21 protein-coding genes are annotated in these 21,115 nt (G+C 71.4%); 12 read left to right on the top strand and 9 right to left on the bottom strand.

The window, feature by feature from the left end:
* Positions 1–441: 441 nt before the first annotated feature.
* From VFB40_RS24200 to bioB, 4 genes are all read left to right on the top strand, one after another.
* Positions 442–1,185, top strand: a complete 744-nt coding sequence (locus VFB40_RS24200) for a GntR family transcriptional regulator (RefSeq protein ID WP_349261623.1) — start codon at positions 442–444, stop codon at positions 1,183–1,185.
* Between the two features lie 13 nt (positions 1,186–1,198).
* The gene (locus tag VFB40_RS24195) at positions 1,199–2,839 is read left to right on the top strand and encodes a beta-N-acetylhexosaminidase (protein ID WP_324854492.1); all 1,641 of its coding nucleotides are present in this window, start codon (positions 1,199–1,201) and stop codon (positions 2,837–2,839) included.
* A gap of 43 nt (positions 2,840–2,882) precedes the next feature.
* Positions 2,883–3,614, top strand: a complete 732-nt coding sequence (gene bioD / locus VFB40_RS24190) for a dethiobiotin synthase (RefSeq protein WP_324854490.1) — start codon at positions 2,883–2,885, stop codon at positions 3,612–3,614.
* A 123-nt stretch (positions 3,615–3,737) separates the two neighbouring features.
* Positions 3,738–4,778, top strand: a complete 1,041-nt coding sequence (gene bioB, locus VFB40_RS24185; RefSeq protein WP_324854488.1) for a biotin synthase BioB — start codon at positions 3,738–3,740, stop codon at positions 4,776–4,778.
* 65 nt (positions 4,779–4,843) lie between these two features.
* On the opposite strand, the gene VFB40_RS24180 is transcribed toward bioB, so the two are convergent.
* Complete coding sequence (locus tag VFB40_RS24180; RefSeq protein ID WP_324854485.1) at positions 4,844–6,076, bottom strand: ROK family protein; 1,233 nt, start codon at positions 6,074–6,076, stop codon at positions 4,844–4,846.
* 85 nt (positions 6,077–6,161) lie between these two features.
* Here VFB40_RS24180 and VFB40_RS24175 point away from each other — a divergent pair, with 85 nt between their 5' ends.
* The 5 genes from VFB40_RS24175 (at position 6,162) to bsaP (ending at position 9,350) form a co-directional block, all read left to right on the top strand.
* Positions 6,162–6,428 carry an SWEET family sugar transporter gene (locus tag VFB40_RS24175; protein ID WP_324854483.1) on the top strand — a complete coding sequence of 89 codons (267 nt, stop codon included), beginning with the start codon at positions 6,162–6,164 and terminating at the stop codon, positions 6,426–6,428.
* A 160-nt stretch (positions 6,429–6,588) separates the two neighbouring features.
* Entirely contained in the window at positions 6,589–6,909 is a 321-nt protein-coding gene (locus VFB40_RS24170) for a DUF3311 domain-containing protein (RefSeq protein WP_324854481.1), read from the top strand.
* Between the two features lie 11 nt (positions 6,910–6,920).
* On the top strand, positions 6,921–8,588 hold the full coding sequence (gene mctP / locus VFB40_RS24165; RefSeq protein ID WP_414642140.1) for a monocarboxylate uptake permease MctP: 1,668 nt from the start codon (positions 6,921–6,923) through the stop codon (positions 8,586–8,588).
* 64 nt (positions 8,589–8,652) lie between these two features.
* The gene (locus tag VFB40_RS24160) at positions 8,653–9,144 is read left to right on the top strand and encodes a GNAT family N-acetyltransferase (protein WP_324854477.1); all 492 of its coding nucleotides are present in this window, start codon (positions 8,653–8,655) and stop codon (positions 9,142–9,144) included.
* Positions 9,144–9,350 carry a biotin synthase auxiliary protein BsaP gene (gene bsaP, locus VFB40_RS28885; RefSeq protein WP_527249211.1) on the top strand — a complete coding sequence of 69 codons (207 nt, stop codon included), beginning with the start codon at positions 9,144–9,146 and terminating at the stop codon, positions 9,348–9,350. Before VFB40_RS24160 ends, bsaP begins: the two co-directional genes overlap by 1 nt.
* Here bsaP and VFB40_RS24155 read toward each other — a convergent pair.
* The 6 genes from VFB40_RS24155 to VFB40_RS24130 form a co-directional block, all read right to left on the bottom strand.
* Entirely contained in the window at positions 9,331–9,546 is a 216-nt protein-coding gene (locus VFB40_RS24155) for a biotin/lipoyl-binding carrier protein (RefSeq protein ID WP_324854475.1), read from the bottom strand. The genes bsaP and VFB40_RS24155 overlap by 20 nt on opposite strands.
* A gap of 120 nt (positions 9,547–9,666) precedes the next feature.
* On the bottom strand, positions 9,667–11,034 hold the full coding sequence (locus tag VFB40_RS24150; protein WP_324854473.1) for an HD-GYP domain-containing protein: 1,368 nt from the start codon (positions 11,032–11,034) through the stop codon (positions 9,667–9,669).
* 16 nt (positions 11,035–11,050) lie between these two features.
* Positions 11,051–12,658 (bottom strand): HD-GYP domain-containing protein, encoded by a 1,608-nt coding sequence (locus VFB40_RS24145; protein ID WP_324854471.1) that lies wholly within the window; start codon positions 12,656–12,658, stop codon positions 11,051–11,053.
* Positions 12,659–13,192: 534 nt separating this feature from the next.
* Positions 13,193–13,486 carry a mycothiol system anti-sigma-R factor gene (gene rsrA / locus VFB40_RS24140; protein WP_324854469.1) on the bottom strand — a complete coding sequence of 98 codons (294 nt, stop codon included), beginning with the start codon at positions 13,484–13,486 and terminating at the stop codon, positions 13,193–13,195.
* Positions 13,483–14,241 (bottom strand): sigma-70 family RNA polymerase sigma factor, encoded by a 759-nt coding sequence (locus VFB40_RS24135; protein ID WP_324854467.1) that lies wholly within the window; start codon positions 14,239–14,241, stop codon positions 13,483–13,485. Before VFB40_RS24135 ends, rsrA begins: the two co-directional genes overlap by 4 nt.
* Before the next feature lie 162 nt (positions 14,242–14,403).
* Positions 14,404–15,156 carry an SOS response-associated peptidase gene (locus tag VFB40_RS24130; protein ID WP_324854465.1) on the bottom strand — a complete coding sequence of 251 codons (753 nt, stop codon included), beginning with the start codon at positions 15,154–15,156 and terminating at the stop codon, positions 14,404–14,406.
* Between the two features lie 163 nt (positions 15,157–15,319).
* Between VFB40_RS24130 and aroA the strand changes: the two genes are divergently transcribed.
* The 3 genes from aroA to VFB40_RS24115 all read left to right on the top strand — a co-directional run bounded on the left by aroA (position 15,320) and on the right by VFB40_RS24115 (position 19,597).
* Complete coding sequence (aroA, locus tag VFB40_RS24125; RefSeq protein ID WP_324854463.1) at positions 15,320–16,618, top strand: 3-phosphoshikimate 1-carboxyvinyltransferase; 1,299 nt, start codon at positions 15,320–15,322, stop codon at positions 16,616–16,618.
* Positions 16,619–17,042: 424 nt separating this feature from the next.
* Entirely contained in the window at positions 17,043–18,056 is a 1,014-nt protein-coding gene (gene rsgA, locus VFB40_RS24120) for a ribosome small subunit-dependent GTPase A (protein WP_349261620.1), read from the top strand.
* Positions 18,057–18,214: 158 nt separating this feature from the next.
* A complete protein-coding gene (locus tag VFB40_RS24115; RefSeq protein WP_324854459.1) occupies positions 18,215–19,597 on the top strand; it encodes a globin domain-containing protein in 1,383 nt (460 codons plus the stop codon).
* Here the strand turns inward: VFB40_RS24115 and VFB40_RS24110 are convergent.
* Positions 19,501–20,598 (bottom strand): 2Fe-2S iron-sulfur cluster-binding protein, encoded by a 1,098-nt coding sequence (locus tag VFB40_RS24110; RefSeq protein WP_324854457.1) that lies wholly within the window; start codon positions 20,596–20,598, stop codon positions 19,501–19,503. The two genes, VFB40_RS24115 and VFB40_RS24110, sit on opposite strands and share 97 nt — an antisense overlap.
* Positions 20,595–21,115 (bottom strand): 1,2-phenylacetyl-CoA epoxidase subunit PaaD (gene paaD / locus VFB40_RS24105; RefSeq protein ID WP_324854455.1); only part of this gene is annotated, 521 nt, incomplete at its 5' end. The genes VFB40_RS24110 and paaD, both read right to left, overlap by 4 nt.

The following is a 21,115-nucleotide window of genomic DNA, read 5'->3' as shown; positions in this document are numbered from 1 at the left end:
CCGGTTCGGTCCCGAGCCGGCGACCCTGGGCTTCGCCGAGCCGGGCGGGTGCCACGCTGAAGAAGTACGGTGGTGGGGCTGCTTACCGGAGGTCCGGGCCGCGTTTCTCAATGGTTTAGACCAGTTGGGAGAGTGGCATAGACCAATGTGGACCGTCAAGGGTTCCGGCGCGACCGGCCCAAGCCGTTATCAAGGCTTCACCGGCCAGGGGCGATGCCCGGCCTGGTGCATACTGGTCTAGACCTCTCTCGTCAGCAGGGACGCCTCGGTGCGTCCGGCCGCGCGGGCCGCCGCCGTGGCGCGCGCCGGGGAGGGCTGTCGGTCCTTTACAGCGCCGTGGGACCATGACACCTTGTGGCCACAACATCAGGAGGTGCCGTGACGGTCGAGCACAGCGCGGTCGAGGTGCGCGCCCCGCTCGTCGGGCCGGGGGAACCGGATCTGGACGACAACGCCCAAGGCGCCGAGCCCGCCGCGCGCGTGCCCAAGTACTACCGGCTCAAGCGGCACCTGCTGGAGATGACCCAGACCATGCCGCCCGGCACCCCGGTGCCGCCGGAGCGCACCCTCGCGCTGGACTTCGACACCTCGCGCACGACGGTCCGTCAGGCGCTGGCCGAGCTGGTGGTCGAGGGCCGGCTCGAGCGGATCCAGGGCAAGGGCACCTTCGTGGCCAAGCCGAAGGTCGCGCAGGCGCTGCAGCTGACCTCGTACACCGAGGACATGCGCGCGCAGGGCCTTGAGCCGACCTCGCGGCTGCTGGAGATCGGCTACGTGTCCGCGGACGACGACCTGGCCGACCGCCTGGTGATCAAGCCCGGCTCCCGGGTGCTGCGGATCGAGCGGCTGCGCATGGCCAACGGCGAGCCGATGGCGATCGAGACCACGCACCTGTCCGCGAAGCGCTTCCCCGGCCTGCGCAAGCACCTGACGAAGTACAGCTCGCTGTACACCGCGCTGAGCGAGGAGTACGGGGTGCACCTGGCCGAGGCCGAGGAGACCATCGAGACCGCGCTGGCCACCCCGCGCGAGGCGGCGCTGCTGGGCACCGACACCGGGCTGCCGATGCTGCTGCTCTCCCGGCACTCGAAGGACGAGAACGCGGAACCGGTCGAGTGGGTGCGCTCGGTGTACCGCGGCGACCGGTACAAGTTCCTGGCGCGGCTGACCCGGCCGAAGGCTTAGCGCCCGTTCCCCCATGTCCCATCGGCTCCGCCGCAAGCCCCGGCGATCGCTGCTCGTGATCGCTGTCGCGGTGCTCGCGCTCTGCGGGATCGGCGTCGGCATCGGGGTGGGGATGAACGGGTCGCATCGCGACGGACCGCCGAGCGCGGCGCAGCGAGCTGACTTCGCGGACGTACTCCCGGCGCCGGTCAGCGCGACGGCGACCGGCGGTCAGTTCACGATCACCGCCGCGACGTCGATCCACGCGCCGTCAGGTTCCGCGCCCGCGCTGGCCGTCGCCGGCTATCTGGCGGCCCAGCTGCGGCCGGCCACCGGCTTCGCGCTTCCGGTGACCAGCGCGGACGCAGGCGGCGCCGGAGCGATTCGGCTGGTACTGAGCGGCGGCGGCGACAAGCAGCTCGGCGCCGAGGGCTATCGGCTAGATGTTTCCGATGATCAGATCACTGCCACGGCGGCACAGCCCGCGGGTCTCTTCCACGCCGTGCAGACGTTGCGTCAGCTGCTGCCGCCTCAGTCCGCCGAGCACACGGCGCAACCCGGCCTGACGTGGACGGTGCCCAACGGCCACGTGCTCGACTACCCGCGGTTCGCGTATCGCGCCGCGGGCCTCGACGTCGCGCGGCACTTCTTCAGTGTCGCGGACGTCGAGCGGTACATCGATGAGATCGCGCTCTACAAGGTCGACTATCTGCACATACATCTGACGGATGATCAGGGCTGGCGGCTGGCGATCGACGGCTGGCCGAACCTGACCGACGTCGGCGCCCGCACCGAGGTCGGTGGCGGGCAGGGAGGCTTCTACACCCAGGACGATTACCGCGAGCTCGTCGCCTACGCGCAGGCCCGGTATGTGACGATCATTCCGGAGATCGACGTCCCCGGGCACGTCACCGCAGCCCTGGCCTCCTACCCGGCGCTTAGCTGCGATGGCAAGCCGCAACCGGTGTTCACCGGAATCGCCGCCGGTTTCAGCTCGCTGTGTACGGCCAACCCTGCGACGTACACGTTCCTTGACGACGTCATCCGTCAGGTTGCCGCCCTCACGCCGGGCCCGTACGTCGGCATCGGAGGGGACGAGGCACAGGCCACCTCCGCTGCCGACTACGCGAAGGTTGTCGACCGCGCGGCTGCGGACGTGAGGGCTGACGGTAAGACGCCGTGGGGCTGGCAAGAGACCGCGACAGCGTCGATCGGCACTCCTGCGGTGGCCACGTATTGGAACCCCGGCTTACCGAGCGCCGCGATCAAGCAGGCCGCGAACACGGGCACGCAGCTGGTCCTGGACCCGGCCAACCACACCTACCTGGATCAGAAGTACGACAAGAACACGGCCCTCGGCCTGCACTGGGCCGGATACGTCGAGGTGCAGGACGCGTACGACTGGGACCCGGGCGCATACCTGCCCGGCGTGAATTCGTCCGCGATCCTGGGCGTCGAGGCGGACCTCTGGACCGAGACCGTGACCACCAGCGCCGACATCGACTACATGGCGTTCCCCCGGCTTCCGGCAGTAGCCGAACTCGGCTGGTCGCCTGAGTTGTCACACAACTGGACCGCCTTCCGCGGCCGCCTGGCCGCACAGGGCCCGCGCTGGAGCGCGATGGGCCTCAAGTACCACCACTCGCCTCAGATCCCCTGGCCCACCGGCAGTTGAGCCCCTGATCGGTGCTCGACCGGGCAGCCCTAGACTCGCCGGAATGAGCATCCTCGTTGTCACGGGCACCGGCACGGGTGTCGGCAAGACGATCACGACGGCGGCGTTGGCGGCCCTCGCCGCGGCGCGCGGTTCCTCGGTCGCCGTGGTCAAACCCGCGCAGACCGGCGTCACTGACGGGGAGGCCGGCGACCTGGCCGAGGTGGCCCGCCTCGCCGGGATCACGGAAGCGGACACGCACGAGTACGCCCGTTATCCCGACCCGCTCTCCCCCGCAGCCGCCGCGCGGACGAGCGGCCTGCCGCCGGTCTCGCTGCACGACGCGGCGGCCGACATCCGCAAGCTCGCGGAGTCGCACCGGCTGGTCCTGGTCGAGGGCGCGGGCGGGCTGCTGGTGCGCTTCGACGAGGACGGCACGACGCTCGCCGACCTCGCCCGCGAGCTGGGCGCGCCGGTCCTCGTCGTAGTCGATCCGGCGCTCGGCACGCTCAATCACACCGCGCTGACGCTGGAGTCGATGGCGCTGCGCGGCGTGGAGCTCGCGGGACTGGTCCTCGGCAGCTGGCCGCAGCCTCCCGAGGAACCGGACCTCGCGATGCGCTGCAACATCCGGGATCTGGAGACCCTGGCGGCGCGCCCACTCGCCGGGGCGATCCCGTCCGGCGCCGGCGCTCTTGACGCGCCCGAGTTCCTGCTGGCCGCCCGCGCGGGCCTCTCCCCGGCCTTCGGCGGCACGTTCGACGCGGCGGCCTTTCGCGCCCGCTTCGGCTGCTAAGCCGTGACAGCGCGCTCGTGACAGATCATGCGTGAGAATGGCCACCTCTTAAGCCCTGCTCGACCCGCGTGTGCGTCAATAGGGCAGACTGCCTGGGACGAGACGTCGAACGAAGGGCCCCGCATGACCGTCACCGTTGAAGCCGCCGACTCCGCGACGCCGGAGGGGACGGACGACATCCTGGCCGTCGCGCGGGTCCAGGTGCTGGAGGAAGGGCGCGGCCTCGACGAGGCTCAGGTACTCGCGGTGCTGGGACTGCCGGACGAGCGGCTCGAGGAGTTGCTCGCCCTGGCGCACGAGGTGCGCGAGCGCTGGTGCGGGCCGGAGGTCGAGGTCGAGGGCATCGTGTCGGTGAAGACCGGCGGCTGCCCGGAGGACTGTCACTTCTGCTCGCAGTCGGGGCGCTTCCCGAGCCCGGTGCGGGCCGCGTGGCTGGACATCCCGTCGCTCGTGGAGGCGGCGAAGGAGACGGCGGCGACCGGCGCGACCGAGTTCTGCATCGTGGCGGCCGTGCGCGGGCCCGACGAGCGGCTGATGGCGCAGATGCGCGAAGGCGTCGCGGCGATCAAGGCGGCGGTGGACATCAACGTGGCCGCGTCGCTCGGGATGCTGACGCAGCATCAGGTCGACGAGCTGGCCGAGATGGGCGTGCACCGGTACAACCACAATCTGGAGACCGCCCGCTCCTACTTCCCGAACGTGGTCACCACGCACACGTGGGAGGAGCGCTGGGCCACGCTGACGATGGTGCGCGACGCGGGCATGGAGGTTTGCTGCGGCGGCATCGTCGGGATGGGCGAGACCCGCGAGCAGCGCGCCGAGTTCGCCGCGCAGCTGGCCGAGCTGGAGCCGGACGAGGTGCCGCTGAACTTCCTCAACCCGCGCCCGGGTACGCCGTTCGGCGATCGCGAACCGCTCGAGGGCCGCGAGGCGCTGCGTACGATCGCCGCGTTCCGGCTGGCCCTGCCGCGCACGATCCTGCGGTACGCGGGCGGCCGGGAGATCACGCTCGGGGACCTGGGCACCGAGCAGGGACTGCTCGGCGGGATCAACGCGGTGATCGTCGGCAACTACCTCACCACGCTGGGGCGGCCGGCGACGCAGGACCTCGAGCTGCTGGATCGGCTTTCGATGCCGGTGAAGGCGCTGTCCGCAACGCTCTGACCTGCGCTGTCCATTTCAACGGGACACCGGTTCCGGGTAGTTGCGCCGGGCCCTTTCCCCCATGCTCAAGCGAGCAGCGGGGCCAGCGCCAGCTCGGCGGCTCCGACGAGCGCGGGTGCGGGCAGCGCGGCCGGGACCACCGGGACCGCGACGGCACGCTCGAGGAACGAGCCCTCGTGCAGCGCGCTGGACAGTGGCTCCGGCGCCACCGCGAGCAGCCTGGCCAGCAGCCCGCCGAGCACGATCCGGTCCGGGTCCAGCAGGTTGACCAGCACCGCGAGACCCGCGCCGACCCGGCCGGAGACGGTGTCTGCCGCCTTGCGCGCGACCGGGTCGCCTGCCGCCGCGTCGACCAGGACGACCCGGGCCCGGTATTCGAGCCCGGTGGTCGGCGTGTCCAGGCGGCCGGCGGCCCGAAGCAGGGCGCGCGGGTCGGCCTCGGTCTCCAGGCAGCCGCGCGCGCCGCAACGGCACGGCTCTCCGCCCGGGTTCGCCGTGGTGTGGCCGACCTCCATCGCGTAACCGCTCGCGCCGGCGAAGAGCCTGCCCGCGCTGATCAACCCGCCGCCGATGCCGATGTGCTCGGTCGTGACGAACAGCATGTTGCGGGCGTCCTTGCCGGCGCCGTGCACATGCTCCGCGAGCGCGGCCAGGTTCGCGTCATTGCCGACGTGGACAGGCAGGCCGCTGAGCGCAGACACATCGGCGAGCTCCGCGGTCACCAGGTCGCGCGCCGGAATGCCGGGCCAGTTCATGTGCCGCGGCGCGAGCGCGTAACCGTCGGTCGCGCGGACCGGTGAGGGCAGCGACACTCCGACACCGATGCAGGGCCGGCGTGCCTCCTCGGCGATGAGGCGGACCAATCGCCCTATCCGGTGCATCGTCATCTCGACGTCTGGCGACGGCTCGACGGCCTCGCGCTCGATCCGCAGCATCGTGCCGCCGAGCTCGAACGCGCTCACGTCGAGGGTGTCCACGCGCAGGTGGACGGCGATCACGATCGGGGACGTCGGCGCGACGCTGACCAGGTGCGAGGGCCGGCCGCGACCGCTGCCCGCCCCCGCCCCCGCTCCGGCCAGGGGCTGCTGCGGGTGCTCATCGACGGTGACCAGGCCGCGTTCGACCAGGTCGGAGAGCGCGTAGCTGATCGCCGAGCGGCCGCAGTCGAGCTCGGCCGTCAGTTCCGCGCGCGTGGCGGCTCCGCCGCGCCGGTGCAGCGCGGTCAGCAGCCTCGTGGCGTTGTTCGCCGAGTCGTTGCCCGACGTACCGCCGATCGGAGTGGACAGATCCGGGGTCACTCCACGATTATGTATTTGTACAACGTCTGCACAAAATGAGGCCCGCGGGAAAGCCGCGCGGGCGCGGAGGGGGAAAGGACGGACGATGACGACGGCGACACTGATCGGCCTGGTCGCGGGCTCGCTCACCACGCTGGCCTGGCTGCCGCAGGTGCTCAGGGCGTTCCGCACCCGCTCGACCAAGGACTTCGCGTGGGAGTGGTTCGCGATGTTCGGCACCGGGGTCGGCGCGTGGCTGATCTACGGCTTCCTGGCCGCGGCCCCGGCGGTGATCGCCGCCAACGCGCTGACGCTGGTGCTGGTGCTGGCGCTGGGCGCGCTCAAGCTGACCCACTCGGCGCGCTCCCGCTGAGGCGCGCCGCTGCCACGTCACTGCCAGGCCACTACCGCGCCACTAGGCGCACCGGACGCCACATTAACCGAATCGCAACATCACGAATCCGTGCAACCGTGCTGGCACGGCAATAACCTCCCTGCGGCGTCAATGCCGACGCCGTCGCCAGGAGGTTGAGATGAGTACGGGTTCAGATCAGCCGAGTCCGACTGCCCCGGGCCGGTCGATCCTCTCCCCGCTGCGTGCGGTCGCAGCGGTTTGCCTCATCGCGCCGTTCGTCGCGATGCTCTGGATCCCTTCGTACAACAAAACGAGCCCGAAGCTGCTCGGGTTCCCGTTCTTCTACTGGTATCAGCTGCTGTGGGTGATCATCACCGCGGTGCTGATGATCGTCGCGTTCACCGCGGTGAATCGCGATCGGGCGCAGCGCCGCAGGGCCTCGTCGGCCTCAGCGGCCAGCGCACGTGAGGGTCGCGACGGGACGGAGGCCGGCCGGTGACAAGCGACACCGTGACAGGCACTGTCGCGCATACGGCCACCGTGCCGCTCGCCGCCGGGAAGGCGGTCAACGGCACCGAGCTGGGCGTCCTGATCTTCTTCTTCGTCGCGGTCGCGGTGCTGGGCTTCCTCGCCGCGCGCTGGCGGCGGGTCGGCGATCACCGGCACCTGCACGAATGGGGGCTCGGCGGCCGCTCGTTCGGCGGCTGGGTCACCTGGTTCCTGCTCGGCGGCGACCTGTACACCGCGTACACCTTCGTCGCCGTGCCGGCCGCGATCTTCGCCGGTGGCGCGTTGGGCTTCTTCGCGGTGCCCTACACGATCCTGGTCTGGCCGATGGTCTTCATCTTCCTGCCACGGCTCTGGTCGGTCTCCCGCAAGCACGGCTACGTGACGCCCGCGGACTTCGTGAAGGGCCGGCACGATTCCCGTGCGCTCTCGCTCGCGATCGCGGTGACCGGCATCGTCGCAACGATGCCCTACATCGCCCTGCAGCTGATCGGCATCCGGGCCTGCCTGGACGTGATCGGCATCGGCGGTAACGGCTCGACGTGGCAGAAGGACCTGCCGCTGTTCATCGCCTTCGCGGTCTTGGCTGCCTACACGTACACGTCCGGACTGCGCGCCCCCGCACTGATCGCATTCGTTAAGGACACGCTGATCTACCTGACCGTCATCGTGGCGGTCATCTACATCCCGACGCGGATTCCGGGTGGCTGGTCGCACGTCTTCGACGCCGCGCAGAGCAGGCTGAGCACGGTGAACCCGAAGACCGGCAAGCCGGCCGGTTCGACGCTGCTGGCGAAGGGCAACTCGATCCCGTACGCCACGCTGGCGATCGGCTCGGCGATGGCGCTGTTCATGTACCCGCACGCGCAGGTCGGCGTGCTGGCCACGAAGAAGCGCAACACCGTGCGCCGCAACCTCGCCGCGCTGACCGCGTACTCGCTGATGCTCGGCGTGATCGCGCTGCTCGGCTACATGGCCATCGCCGCGCACTTCACCACGGCCACGCTGAACGGCAACGCGCAGCACGCGGTGCCGGCGCTGTTCGACTGGGCGTTCCCGTCCTGGTTCGCCGGGGTGGCCTTCGCCGCGGTCGCGATCGGGGCGCTGGTCCCGGCGGCGATCATGTCGATCGCGGCGGCGAACCTGTTCACCCGCAACGTGTGGGTGGACTTCGTGCGGCCGCAGGCCTCGCCGCAGGAGCAGACCCAGGTCTCGCAGATCGCCTCGCTGCTGGTCAAGTTCGGCGCGCTGGCCTTCGTGCTCGGCCTCGACGCGACCAGCGCGATCAACTTCCAGCTGCTGGGCGGCGTGCTGATCCTGCAGACCTTCCCGGCGATCGTGTTCGGGCTGTACACGCGGTACTTCCACCGCTGGGCGCTGCTGCTCGGCTGGGCGTCGGGCATCGTGTACGGCGCGCTGGTCGCCTGGTGGCAGAGCTCGCCGACCCAGAAGCACTTCGGTTCGCAGGTCGCGCAGATCCCGTGGACGCATCAGAAGGCGTACATCGCGGTCACCGCGCTGGTGCTCAACCTGGTGGTGCTGCTGGTGACGAACGTCGCGCTCAAGGCGATCAAGGCGCCGGCCGGAACCGACGCCACCGCGGCCGACGACTACGAGTTCGAAGAGGCCGAGCAGGGCGCGGCTCCCGAATCGGTGCCGGCCGTCTTGTAAGCGAACCGCCCTGTCGAGACCTTCCGTGGCTCCCCGTTCTCGCCTGATGCGAGGATGGGGAGCCATGGACGTCTTGGTGCGGGAGGCCCGCGAACGGGAACTGGACGAGGTCGGCGCGGTGACCGCCACCGTGTACGACGGTCTGGTCAGCCCGGAGTATCTGAAGATCGTGCGGGATGCGCGGTCACGCTGGGAGGCCGCGGCCACGACGACCTTCGTCGCGCTCGACGACGGGACCGACGGGCTGCTCGGCACGGTGGTGTACGCCGCGCCGGGCTCGCCGTGGCGCAATCTCGGCGACGGCGAGGAGTGCGAGGTCCGGATGCTCGCCGTGCTCGCCGCGGCACGTGGACGCGGCGTCGGCGAGGCGCTGGTGAAGGCGTGCATCGCGCGGGCCAAGGCGGAAGGCTCGCCGCGACTGGTGCTCTGCACGGAGCCGGAGATGCGGGCCGCGCAGCGGCTCTACGCGCGGCTCGGGTTCGAGCGGGTGCCGGAGCGTGACTGGCTGCTGCGGCCGGGCATCACGCTGATGTCATACGCGATGGAGCTTTCGTGATGAGTGCGATGGCGGAGACGTACTGCGGACAGTGCGGTAAGCCTCTCGCGGAGGCCGAGCACCGGGCGTGTGCGGCGCGGCTGGAGCTCGAACCGCCGCGGTATTGCGGGCAGTGCGCGCGGCGGATGGTGGTTCAGGTGTTGCCGAACGGGTGGACCGCTCGCTGCTCGGTGCACGGCACGGCGGCTATTCGAGCACCGCGATGACGTCGCCCTCCTGAATGACGTCGCCCGGCACCACGTGGATCTCGGTCACCGTGCCGCCGAGCTCGCACAGCACCGGGATCTCCATCTTCATCGACTCCAGCAGCACCAGCGCGCTGCCGGCCGGCACCCGATCGCCCACCTTGACGTCGACCTCGGCCACGTTGGCCACCATCTCGGCACGGACCACTTCGGACATGCCGGCCCCTTCCCGTCGGCCGCGCGGCGCGGCTGCCGAAATCGTCGCACAGCCGGAGCGTCCGGCACGGCTGCGCCGCCCGCCAATCTTCGGCCCCCGCTCTTGTACGGAGCGGCGCCGTCAGCCCGGGTACGGCTCGGCGGATTCGACGATCCGGGTGAGCGACTCGACCACGCGCGGGTCGTACTCGGTCGCCATGCCGAGCCTGATCCGCTGCAACGCGGCCAGCCGGCGATCCGGGTCGAGTGCGCCGCCGACCAGGTCGTCGTAGGCGTTCGCGGCCCGGATGATCGCCCCGGCCAGGGTCTTCGGCTCGTCCGCGTGCTCGGGGCAGAACGGATGCCACTGGTGCTCGAGGATGTCGGCCACCTGGTCGAGCACGCCGGTCTGGCGCACCACGTCCGCGCCGAGGGCGGCCACCGAGGCGGCCCGCTCCGGCCCGATGAGGACGGTGGCGCCGCCGGGGATCGGGTCGGTGAGCGAGAGCTGGCCGATGTCGTGCAGCAGGGCTGCGTATTCGAGGTCGAGCAGCCGCGCGTCGGGCAGCGACAGGTCGCGGCCGATCGCGAGGGCCAGGTGGCAGACCCGGCGGGCGTGGCCGGGCTCGGTGTAGTCGGCGAGCTCGGTGACCCGCGACAGGGCCCTGATCGTCTGCTGATAGGTGGCGCTGATCTCGGCGTAGCGGCGCAGCGCGCGCTGCACCACCAGGATCGGCGCGGCGGCGATCGGCAGCACCCACAGCCCGAGCGGCCGCGCGGTCAGCGCGATCGCGACGGCGAACAGGATCACCGTCGGGCACACCCAGGCGGTGGCCAGGCAGTCGTCGCGGAAGCTGGAGAGCAGCCGGCGCAGCGACGGGCTCGGCCGCGCGGTCAGGCCGACCGGGTCCCAGCGCGACGGGCCGGCGGTCACCGACGGCGTGCGGCCGGGCTCCAGCAGCGTGAGCAGCGAGGCCAGCAGGTTGTCCAGGATCAGCGCGGCGATCGCCACCCCGGCCAGCAGCGCGCCGTTCGCGGGCATGCTGTGCCGGGCGAGCAGCCCGCTGGCCGGGCCGGGCATCAGCCAGCCGCGGAAAAGCACGGCGGCGAAGCCGGTGACGATGATGCGCCGGGCCAGATAGCCGGGGCGGGGATGGCGCCCGGCGTAGGCCTGGATCGAGACGCCGCACACCGCGGCCACCGCGGTGACCGCGATGACCTCGGTCGCGCCGTAGGTCGTGCGGGCGCCGTTCACCGAGTAGCACAGCGCGAACGCGAGCGCCGCGGTCGAGGAGAGCGGCGCGGAGTCCCGGCCGTGCGGCAGCGCGATGCGGATGGCCTCACCCAGCGCGATGGTCACGCCGAACGCGGCGGCGATGCCCGGCTGGCGCGGCCCGTGCAGCAGTACGTCGAGCACCGCCGCGCCCGCGATGACCAGCGCGAAGCAGGTCAGCAGCGCGGGCGCGGTCAGCGAGCCGTACAGCCTGGCCGGGGCTCCGGTACCGGTCACCGGTGGCGCTCACCCCTCACCGGCGCCCCCGGCGCGCCGCGCGGGACGGCGTCCCGGACTGCTCCCGGTCACCGCGCTGTTCGCCCATCGGCGAGGGCACCACGAAGGCCGGGTCGTCGTGGTCGAAGCCGTTCGCGGCGGATTCGGGCACGGCGGGCCGCGGAATGGCGCGCTCACGGAACGGGGCGCCGTTCGCGGCTCCGTTCGTGACACCGCCGTTCGTGACACCGTTGACGGGCACGCCTACCGCGGGGCCGGCGTTGAGCGCCCCGGCGTCCATCTCGGCGGGGTCCTTCGCCTGGGCGGGGACCAGGCCGGGCCCGTCCGGGAACCCGGCGAAGTCCGGCATGGTGCCGTCCCCCAGCCACGGCCGTCCCTCGCCCTCGGCCTCGGCCAGCGCCTCCTGCATCGCGTCCACCATCGCCGGGTCGAACTGGCTGCCGGCGCAGGCCCGCAGCTCGGCCATCGCCTCGGGCACCGAGCGGGCCGGCCGGTAGCAGCGGGTCGAGGTCATCGAGTCGAAGGCGTCGGCGACCGCGATGATCCGGGCGAAGCGCGGGATGCGCTCCCCGGCCAGGCCGGTCGGGTAGCCGCGTCCGTCCATGCGCTCGTGGTGGTGCAGGATCGCGGTATACGCCTCGTTGAGGAACGCGATGTCGCGCACGACGTCCACGCCGCGCACCGGGTGAACTCTTATGGCCTGGAGCTCCGCCTCGTCGAACTTGCCGTCCTTCTGCAGCAGCCGGGTCGGCACGCCGAGCTTGCCGACGTCGTGCAGGATCGCCGCGTAGTGCAGTATCGAGATGCGCTCCTCCTCCATGCCGAGGCGGCGCGCGATCATCTCGCTGGCCTTGGCGACCCGCTCGCTGTGCCCGCGGGTGTAGAGGTCCTTGATCTCGACCGCCTGGACGAGGGCGCGCACGGTGGCGTCGTGTGCGGCGCGCTGCTCGGAGTACTGCGCGTAAGCCCATCTGGTCACCAGCAGCGGGCCGAGCATCACCATGCTGGCCATCACCTGCGCGTGGTTGCGCCACAGCACCGCGGCGAGCAGGCCGGCGAAGCTGTAGGCGACGTTGCGCGGCAGCACGTGCCGCAGCGCGTCGCGGACCGCTGCCCGCGCGCGAACCTTGCCGCCGAGCACGGTCATCGTCCCGACCATGAGCGCGGGCACGGCGGAGAGCGCGAGCGCGGCGACCACTATCGGCAGCAGCGCGCCCGGCATCTCGGGCCGCATCAGCGTCCTGGAGCCGTGCATCGCGATGTAGACCGCGTCCCCGGCCACCGGGGTGAGGAAGATGCCGGAGACGACGAAGACCATCCGGTCCCACGGGGTGCCCGGCCGCAGGCAGATGCACAGCCCGCCGAGCGCGACGCTGGCCGCGGCGGCGCCCGGGGTGAGCAGGACCACGGCGGCGAGCTGGAGCGCGACCGAGGCGGGCACCCCGGGGCTCTCCGCGAACTTCGGGAAGGGGGTGGTGAGCACGATGAGGCCCTGGATCACCGCGAGGGCGAAGAACAGCAGCAGATCCACCCGGTCCCAGCGGGTCATCGGCAGGACGACGGCGGCGACCACGACTGCGGCCGCAGCCATGGCGGCCACGTACAGCCTCGGCGTCCTCGGCATCGGCCCATCCTCGCCCTCCCGGTCCGGGCAGACCGGACGGGTGTGGGGGGTCGGACGCGCGCCGACGGGCGACCCGGCCCTGCTCGGCTCCGTCCCCCGAGCCATCCTACGAAGCCTGCGCGCCAAGTGCGCGGCAGTCCCGGGATGAGTTTTGCGAAACTCCAGTACTGTCACGTCGCCACCCCTCCGCACCGGGGCACTCCTCAGCCCCGAGCCGGTTCCGCACTCCCGACTCGATGGCCTAACGACACGATGGTGCCACCTGTCACGCCATACGGAACACGATTCAATCGACTGAGTGGAAAACTCCGGCGAATATCGGACCAGTTCAGACGGGCAGTGACGGATAAACTACCGAGCGTCAGCAAATCGCGTCGGCATTAACGGCGTTACATCTAAAACCGGATCAGCCGGACGTGAGAGATCGCAACCTGTGGCGATCGGGCGTGTACGAGGCGTGACTTGTGGCGCCGTGGAGTGACTTCGAGGGCGACGACGCCTCGGCGTAGCGAGCGGCGCCGCTGCGGGCGGCGCTCAGCTCGACTGGACCGGCTCTGCGCTGTCGGCCGCGAGGTCCTGCTGGACCTGGCGGATCTTGGACAGCACCTTCGACCTCAGCTGCTCGGGCGCGGTGTCGCAGCCGCAGCTGCGGTGGACCAGGGCCTTGACCGCCTGCTCGAGGCCGAACTCGGCCAGGCAGGGCGCGCACTCGTCGAGGTGACGCTTGACGGTCGCGCAGTCGTCCTCGGCCATCTCGTGGTCGATGTACTCGTAGACCCGGTCGAGCACCGACGAACAGTCGGTCTCGTGCGGGTGCCCGCAGCTCATGCCGTCGCCGCCTTTCCAGCGTCCCCGCTGTGACCGTTGGCCCCGTCCTTGCCGTCGGCGCCGGCCACCGCCCCGGCGAACCCGCGCTGTTCGGCGTAGTCGGCCAGCAGCTCCCGTAGCTGCCTGCGGCCGCGGTGCAGCCTGGACATCACCGTGCCGATGGGCGTGCCCATGATGTCGGCGATCTCCTTGTAGGGGAAGCCCTCGACGTCCGCGAGGTAGACCGCCATGCGGAAGTCCTCGCCGATCGCCTGCAGCGCCTCCTTGACGTCCGAGTCCGGCAGGTGGTCGAGCGCCTCGGCCTCGGCCGAACGCAGGCCGGTCGAGCTGTGCGACTCGGCCCGGTGCAGCTGCCAGTCCTCGATCTCGTCGGTGCCGGAGGCCAGCGGTTCGCGCTGCCGCTTGCGGTACCCGTTGATGAACGTGTTGGTGAGGATGCGGTACATCCACGCCTTCAGGTTCGTACCCGGCTTGAACTGGTGGAACGACGCGTACGCCTTCGCGTAGGTCTCCTGGACCAGGTCCTCGGCGTCGGCCGGGTTGCGGGTCATCCGCAGCGCGGCCGAGTAGAGCGCGTCCAGGAAGGGCATGGCGTCGCGCTCGAACCGCGCGTCCCGCTCGGCCGGGGTCTCCTGGTCAAGCTGCTGGGCAGCCCTGAGCGCCGCGTCGGTCTCGTCGACCGGCTGCGGCGAGGTCTGCGTGTCCGCCTCGTGCGCGGGCTGCGCTCCGGCGGCAGTGCCCACCGTGATACCCACCTCCGTGATCGGATCCGGCTCGAGGACAAGCCGGACTTCCCCCGAGAATAGCCGCCGGGGAACGTGATCACCGATTCGGGCGGGCGTCTTCGGCGGCGCGGAGCGGGCGAACTCGGCGAACTCGCGTTCTGTGGGAGTGGGGATCGTGACCATCACAATCCGTCAGAACAGCGGTTCGGCCTCCCCCATTCCCGATCCGGGCGCCGGCTCCGGGATCGGTTCGATCAGCTCCGGGCCGTTGTTGCGCACCGAGTTGACCTGATCCGAGACGGCGAGGGCGACCCAGTCCGGGGAGAAGTCGAGCAGCTCGCGGGCCTGCTGCGGATCTTCGAGCTGCGGGTCGAGCCAGGCGGTCCACGCGTCGTGCGGCACGGTGAGCGGCATGCGGTCGTGCAGCCAGGCCATCCGGTCGGTGGCGGCGCCGGTCAGGATGGAGGCGGACCACAGCTCGTTGCCCTCCGCGTCCCGCCAGCGCTCGTACAGGCCGGCGAAGGCGAGCGGGCCGCCGGCGACCGGCCGCACGTAGTAGGGCTGCTTGCGCGGCTTCGGCTTGGCCTTGGAGCTCGCGGCGGCTGTGGCGGGGTCGGGCGGCAGGGCGAGCCACTCGTAGTACCCGTCGGCGGGCAGCAGGCAGCGGCGGCGCGCGAAGGACTGCTTGAAGGCCGACTTCTCGGCCGCCGACTCGATCCGGGCGTTGATCATCTTCGCGCCGATGGACGGGTCCTTCGCCCAGAACGGGATCAGACCCCAGCGCAGCGTGGACAGCGTGCGCTGCCCGTGGCGCACGAGCACCGCCGGGATCGGCTTGGTCGGCGCGACGTTGTAGTCCGGCGGGTACTCCTGGATCTGGAGGTCCGCGCCGAAGTCGATGGCCAACTGCTGCGGCGGCGTGTTGACGACATAACGACCACACATGTAACGAAGCCTGCCACGCGGCGCTGACATTCGGCTCAGTCCGGCGCCGGCGCGGTTCGGCGGGGGTGAACCGGCAGGGGTGATTCCGCGGCGAGCGCGCGATCCACTCTCGGGCGTGAACGCGGGACGGATTTCCGCTCGCCCGCGCGACTAGGCTTGGGGCATGACGACTTCCGAGCTCTGGACCGCCCCCACCAGCGCCGGGCCGGTGACCGCCCGGGTGACCGTCCCCGGTTCGAAGTCCGCGACCAACCGCGCGCTGTTGCTCGCGGCGCTGGCCGACGCGCCCTCCACGCTGCGCCGCCCGCTGCGCAGCCGTGACAGCCTGCTGATGGCCGGGGCGCTGCGCGCGCTCGGCGTCGGGATCGAGGACCTGCCGGACGGCTCGTGGCGGGTCACGCCGCCGAAGGCGCTGCGCGGCGACGTGAGCGTGGACGTCGGCAACGCGGGCACGGTCATGCGGTTCGCGCTGCCGATCGCCGCGCTGGCCGAGGGCCCGGTGCGCTTCGACGGGGACCCGCGCTCGCACGAACGGCCGATCGGCGCGCTGATCGAGGCGTTGCGGGCGCTGGGCGCGGACATCGACGACTCGGCGCGTCCCGGGCACTTCCCGCTGACCGTGCGCGGCGCCGGGGCGCTGGCCGGCGGCCTGGTCGAGATCGACTCCTCGGCCTCCTCGCAGTTCGTCTCGGCGCTGCTGCTGGCCGGGGCGCGGTTCGAGCGCGGGGTCGAGGTGCGGCACGTCGGCGAGCGGCTGCCGAGCCTGCCGCACATCCGGATGACCGTCGAGATGCTGCGCGAGGCCGGGGTCGCGGTGGACGACGCCGAGCCGGAGCGCTGGGCGGTGGCCCCCGGGTCGATCCGCGGCCAGGAGACGACCATCGAGCCGGACCTGTCCAACGCGGCGCCGTTCCTCGCGGCCGCGCTGGTGACCGGCGGCCGGGTGACCGTGGCCGACTGGCCGGAGCACACGACGCAGCCCGGCGACCGGCTGCGCGAGATCTTCACGCTGATGGGGGCGCGCTGCGAGCTCGGACCCGGCGGCCTTACGGTGACCGGCGACGGCGGCGTGCACGGCGTGGACCTGGACCTTTCCGACGAGGCCGAGCTGACCCCGACGATCGCCGCGGTGGCCGCGCTGGCGGACGCCCCCTCCCGGCTGCACGGCATCGGCCACATCCGGCTGCACGAGACCGACCGGGTCGCGGCGCTGGCCAAGGAGCTCAACAACCTCGGCGGCGAGGTGATCGAGGGCGAGGACGAGCTGCTGATCAAGCCGCGGCCGCTGCACGGCGGCGAGTTCGCGACGTACGACGATCACCGGCTGGCCACCGCCGCCGCGGTGCTCGGCCTCGTCGTGCCGGGCATCCAGGTGGAGAACGTGGCGACGACCGGCAAGACGCTGCCCGACTTCACCGGCCGGTGGGCCGCGCTGCTCGCCGGAACGGAGTATCAGGGGTGATGGCGGCGGCCCACCGGGTATCGGCAACTGCGATGAGGAGCGCGCCGACGACCAGGACGCCGATAGCGGTGACGGTGGACGCCGCGTGGTGAGGCGCGGCCGGGACTTCGACGAGGAAGACGTCCGGGTCCGGGCGAATCCGCGCGGCTCACGACCGCGCTCCCGGCTGCGGCCCGAACACGTGGACGCCGCGGAAGGAATGGTCGTCGCGGTCGACCGCGGCCGGTACACCTGCCTGATCGATCTGGACACGGTCCACGAGACCGATGCGGACACGGAGTCCGGAGCCGACGGTTCGGGGCGCGGGCGCGCGGACCGGTCGGCGCAGAAGGGCCGGGGCAGGAGCACCGCGAAGCCGTCGAAACCGTCGAAGGCCGCCGAGCACCGCGCCGGTCGGGGCCCGAACACCCGCGAGGTCGTCGCGATGAAGGCGCGCGAGCTCGGCCGCAAGGGCGTGGTGGTCGGGGACCGGGTCTTGCTGGTCGGCGACTTGCGCGGCGGGCCGGACGCGCTGGCCCGGGTGGTGCGCGTGCATTCACGCGAGCATGTGCTGCGCCGCACCGCCGACGACACCGATCCGGTGGAGCGGGTCATCGTCGCCAATGCCGACCAGCTGGTCATCGTGACCGCGCTGGCCGACCCGGAACCGCGCCCGCGGATGATCGACCGCTGTCTCGTCGCGGCCTACGACGCCGGGTTGTCGCCGCTGCTCTGCCTCACCAAAGCAGACCTCGCCGATCCAGCGCCGCTGCTGTCGGCGTACGAGGCGTTGGGCGTTCCGTCGATAGTGACCCGGCGCGGCGGCAGCCTGGAGCAGTTGCATGAGGCGCTGGCGGGGCGGATCAGCGTCCTGGTAGGCCATTCCGGAGTCGGGAAGTCAACGCTCGTCAACGCGCTGGTCCCGGATGCGGATCGGGCGATCGGGCACGTAAACGACGTCACCGGACGCGGTCGGCACACCTCGACCTCGGCGGTGGCGCTGCGCCTTCCGCAGTACACGGCAGATCAGGTCTCCACGGAGCCCGCGGCCCCCAAACCGTCGCGGCGCGCCCGCAAGGCGGCGGCGAGCGCGCGACAGGCCAATCCGTGGACCCAGCCGATACTTTTCGACGACGAGGAACTCGACACCCTGCGCGAGCGCGACGCGGAGCCGCGCGTGCTGCCTGAGGGCTGGGTGATCGACACTCCCGGCGTGCGTTCCTTCGGCCTCGCGCACGTGAGCCCCAACCGGGTCTTGGAAGCGTTTCCCGATCTGGCCCAGGTCATCGCCGAATGCCCGCGCGGCTGCACTCATGCGGCCGACGCGCCGGACTGCGCGCTCGACGAGTGGTTGGCCGAACTGCCGCCGGACTCACCCGAACTCGCCGTGGCCTTGGCCCGGGTCGACTCGGTTCGGCGACTGCTCACGGCTCTGACCGAGCGTGGCACGGGCACGTGACGGGACCGGATAGCCGGGGTCTTCGTCGATGCCTTTACCGAACCGGCGGACTTCTACCGGACTTTTACCTTGAGTGACCCTCTCATGCCATAGCGTAAAGGCTCCGCCGGTCGTGCGCGGCCGCGGGTCCTGTCCCCGAGGTGAGAAGGACCGCCCGCATGCCTTTTGATCCCCGGCTGATCAAGGAGTCCTTCGCTCTGGTGGAAGACCGCGCGAACGATGTCGCCGGCCACTTCTACGCGCTGCTCTTCCTTGAGAATCCGGGGATGCGCGACATGTTCCCGCCGATGATGGGCGTTCAGCGCGAGCGGCTCGTCGCGGCGGTGGTCCGCTTCGTGAACCAGGCGCACGAGCCGCAGAGCCTGATCGAGTACCTGCGGCAGCTAGGCCGCGATCACCGCAAGCACGGCGTGCGGCCGCAGCATTACGACGCGATGGTCCGAAGCTTCATCGGGGCGCTGCGGCATTTCGCCGGCTCGGGCTGGACCGCGCAGATGGAGGCGGCGTGGCTGTCGGCCTTCGAATTCGTCTCGCAGACGATGGTCGCCGCCGCGCAGGACGCCGCGAAGAGCACCCCCGCTTACTGGAGCGGCCGGGTCGTCGCGCATCACCGGCCGAACGCCTCGGTGGCGCTGCTGACGGTGCAGACCGACCATCCCTACCCGTTTCGCCCCGGGCAGGCCGCGGCGATCGAAACGCTGCGCTGGCCGCGGGTGTGGCGCCCTTACTCGATAGCGAACGCGCCGCGCGCCGACGGCCTGCTCACGTTCCAGGTGCGCGCGGTGGACGGCGGCTGGGTTTCCTCGGCGCTGGTGAATCACACCCAGCTGGGCGACACGGTGCGGCTCGGCCCGGCGGCCGGCGCCATGGTGTGCAACTCGCTGTCGAACCGGGACGTGCTGATGATCGGCGGCGGGACCGGGATCGCGCCGATCATGGCGATCGTCGAGGACATGGTCCGCTGGAACACGAACCGGCGGGTCACCGTCTATTACGGCGCGCGCAAGACCGCTGACTTGTACGCGTTGGACGCGCTAGAGGCGCTGCGGGCCCACGCCCCGTGGCTGACCATCGTGCCCTGCGTCTCACACGACGCCTGGTACTCCGGCGAGCGCGGGCTGCTGCCGGACGTCCTGGCCAGGCACGGCGCCGACCGCTTCAACTGGGCCGAGCACGACGTGTACGTCTCCGGTTCGGCAGAGATGATGCGGGTGACGCTGAAGCAGCTGCTGGAGCTGGAGATCCCGGCGGAGCGCATCAGGTTCGACGCGTTCGGCCGGCAGAGCGAGGTCCAGCACGGCTTCCAGCGGGAGGAGCACGTCGGCGGGCGCAAGGTGCTTTCCTCCAGCGAGCCGCGACTCCCGCAGCTGCCGCAGCGCACGCCGCAGCCGCTGCCCCGGCGGCTGCCGCAGACTCCGCGCGTGCCGCAGCCTCAGGTGTGGCGTCAGGCGTCGAAGTCGAGCGCGACCTCGTCCGAGGTGGGCAGCGACTGGCAGGTCAGCACGAAGCCGCCGATCTTCTCGTCGGGTTCGAGGGCGTAGTCGCGGGCCATCTGCGCGGTGCCGGAGACCAGTTTCGCGCGACACGTGCCGCACACGCCGTCAGTGCACGCATACGGCACCTCGGGCCGGTCGCGCATCACCGCGGCGAGCAGGCTGTCGTCCTCAGGCCGCAGCTCGCAGCGCGTGGTGCGGCCGCCGAGCGTGACGGTGATCCGCGCGCCCTTCCCGGTTCCCGCCGCCGCGGCACCGTCCTGCGCCGCGGGCTTCTGTTTGCGCACGCCGCCGGTGTCGAAGAGTTCGAACCTGACATGCGCCGCGCCGCGCTCGGTCAGCACCTGCCGGCAGTCCTCGACCATGCCGATGGGTCCGCACAGGTAGTACGCGTCTTCGGGCGCGGCCGCGATCGCGTCGAGCAGCAGCGGCAGCTTCTCCCGGTCGATCCGGCCGGTGAGCAGCGGCGAGCCGTGGTCCTCGCGGGAGAGGATGTGCAGCGCCTCGAACCGCGGGCCGTAGCGGTCCTTGAGGTCGGCGAGCTCGTCGAGGAACATCACGTCGGCGCTGGTGCGGTTGCCGTACAGCAGCGCCGCGGTGCTCTCGGGGTTCGTGCGCAGCGCGTCCTGGAGGATGGCGAGGACCGGGGTGATGCCGCTGCCCGCCGCGATCGCGATGACCCGCACGCGCCCGGTCTGCAGCTCGCCGGGCTGCGCGTGGAAGCCGCCGACCGGCGTGAGCACGTCGAGTATCTCGCCCGGCGCCAGCTTGCGGACCGCGTAGTCGGCGAAGCCGCCGGGTCCGTGCCGCTTGACCGCGACGGCGAGCCGGGAGGGCGGCCCGTCGGGCGGCGGGGGCGCGCAGATCGAGTAGGAGCGGCGCAGCTGCTCGCCGGTGCCGGGAGCGGTGTAGCGGATGGTGAGGTGCTGGCCTGCGGTGTAGTGATAGGCCTCGCGCAGCGGCTCGGGGACGGCGAGCACGATGCGGACCGCGTCTTCGGTCAGCGGCTCGACCGCGTCGACGGCGAGCTGGTGGAACTGCACGGTCATCGGCTCGCCCGCTTGATCGCCGGGAACGGTTCGCGGCAGGTGGCGCAGCGGCGCAGCTCTTGGCAGGGCGCGGGCCCGAACGCGCTGATCAGGTCGGTCTGGGCAGCGCCGCAGCGCGGGCAGCGCACCTCGGCGGGCGCGCGGCCGAGCGTGACGAAGACCGGCGCTGGGTCAGTCCCCTTCGATCCGGTGCGGCCCGCGGGCGGTGCGATCCCTTCCGCCGCGAGCTTCGCCCGGCCCTGCCGCGTGATTCGCTCAGGGGTCCATGGCGGATCGAACCGCAGCTCGATCGCGACGGATTGCCAGCCGGCGTCGAGCAGCGCGGTCTTGACGTCCTGTTGGATGACCTCTGTCGCCGGGCAGCCGAGGTAGGTCGGCGTCAGCTCCACACGCACCGATCGCGCATCCTCATCGACGCGTACGGCGCCCACGACTCCGAGATCGCCGAGCGTGACATAAGGCATTTCCGGGTCGGGAACCGCGGATACGACGTCGTTCGCGCTGAGAAGTCGCTGTG

Origin of the sequence: Actinocrinis sp. (genome assembly GCF_035650855.1) — a bacterium.
GTDB lineage: Bacteria > Actinomycetota > Actinomycetes > Streptomycetales > Catenulisporaceae > Actinocrinis.
The sequence above is the reverse complement of the archived record's forward strand: the minus strand, read 5'-3'. Positions and strand labels throughout refer to the sequence as shown.

Coding starts and splice junctions, on each gene's coding strand:
- VFB40_RS24195 (WP_324854492.1), top strand. CDS start 1,199: ATGTCCCATCGGCTCCGCCGCAAGCCCCGGCGATCGCTGCTCGTGATC.
- bioD (WP_324854490.1), top strand. CDS start 2,883: ATGAGCATCCTCGTTGTCACGGGCACCGGCACGGGTGTCGGCAAGACG.
- bioB (WP_324854488.1), top strand. CDS start 3,738: ATGACCGTCACCGTTGAAGCCGCCGACTCCGCGACGCCGGAGGGGACG.
- VFB40_RS24175 (WP_324854483.1), top strand. CDS start 6,162: ATGACGACGGCGACACTGATCGGCCTGGTCGCGGGCTCGCTCACCACG.
- VFB40_RS24170 (WP_324854481.1), top strand. CDS start 6,589: ATGAGTACGGGTTCAGATCAGCCGAGTCCGACTGCCCCGGGCCGGTCG.
- VFB40_RS24160 (WP_324854477.1), top strand. CDS start 8,653: ATGGACGTCTTGGTGCGGGAGGCCCGCGAACGGGAACTGGACGAGGTC.
- bsaP (WP_527249211.1), top strand. CDS start 9,144: ATGAGTGCGATGGCGGAGACGTACTGCGGACAGTGCGGTAAGCCTCTC.
- VFB40_RS24155 (WP_324854475.1), bottom strand. CDS start 9,546: ATGTCCGAAGTGGTCCGTGCCGAGATGGTGGCCAACGTGGCCGAGGTC.
- VFB40_RS24145 (WP_324854471.1), bottom strand. CDS start 12,658: ATGCCGAGGACGCCGAGGCTGTACGTGGCCGCCATGGCTGCGGCCGCA.
- rsrA (WP_324854469.1), bottom strand. CDS start 13,486: ATGAGCTGCGGGCACCCGCACGAGACCGACTGTTCGTCGGTGCTCGAC.
- VFB40_RS24130 (WP_324854465.1), bottom strand. CDS start 15,156: ATGTGTGGTCGTTATGTCGTCAACACGCCGCCGCAGCAGTTGGCCATC.
- aroA (WP_324854463.1), top strand. CDS start 15,320: ATGACGACTTCCGAGCTCTGGACCGCCCCCACCAGCGCCGGGCCGGTG.
- rsgA (WP_349261620.1), top strand. CDS start 17,043: ATGAAGGCGCGCGAGCTCGGCCGCAAGGGCGTGGTGGTCGGGGACCGG.
- VFB40_RS24115 (WP_324854459.1), top strand. CDS start 18,215: ATGCCTTTTGATCCCCGGCTGATCAAGGAGTCCTTCGCTCTGGTGGAA.
- VFB40_RS24110 (WP_324854457.1), bottom strand. CDS start 20,598: ATGACCGTGCAGTTCCACCAGCTCGCCGTCGACGCGGTCGAGCCGCTG.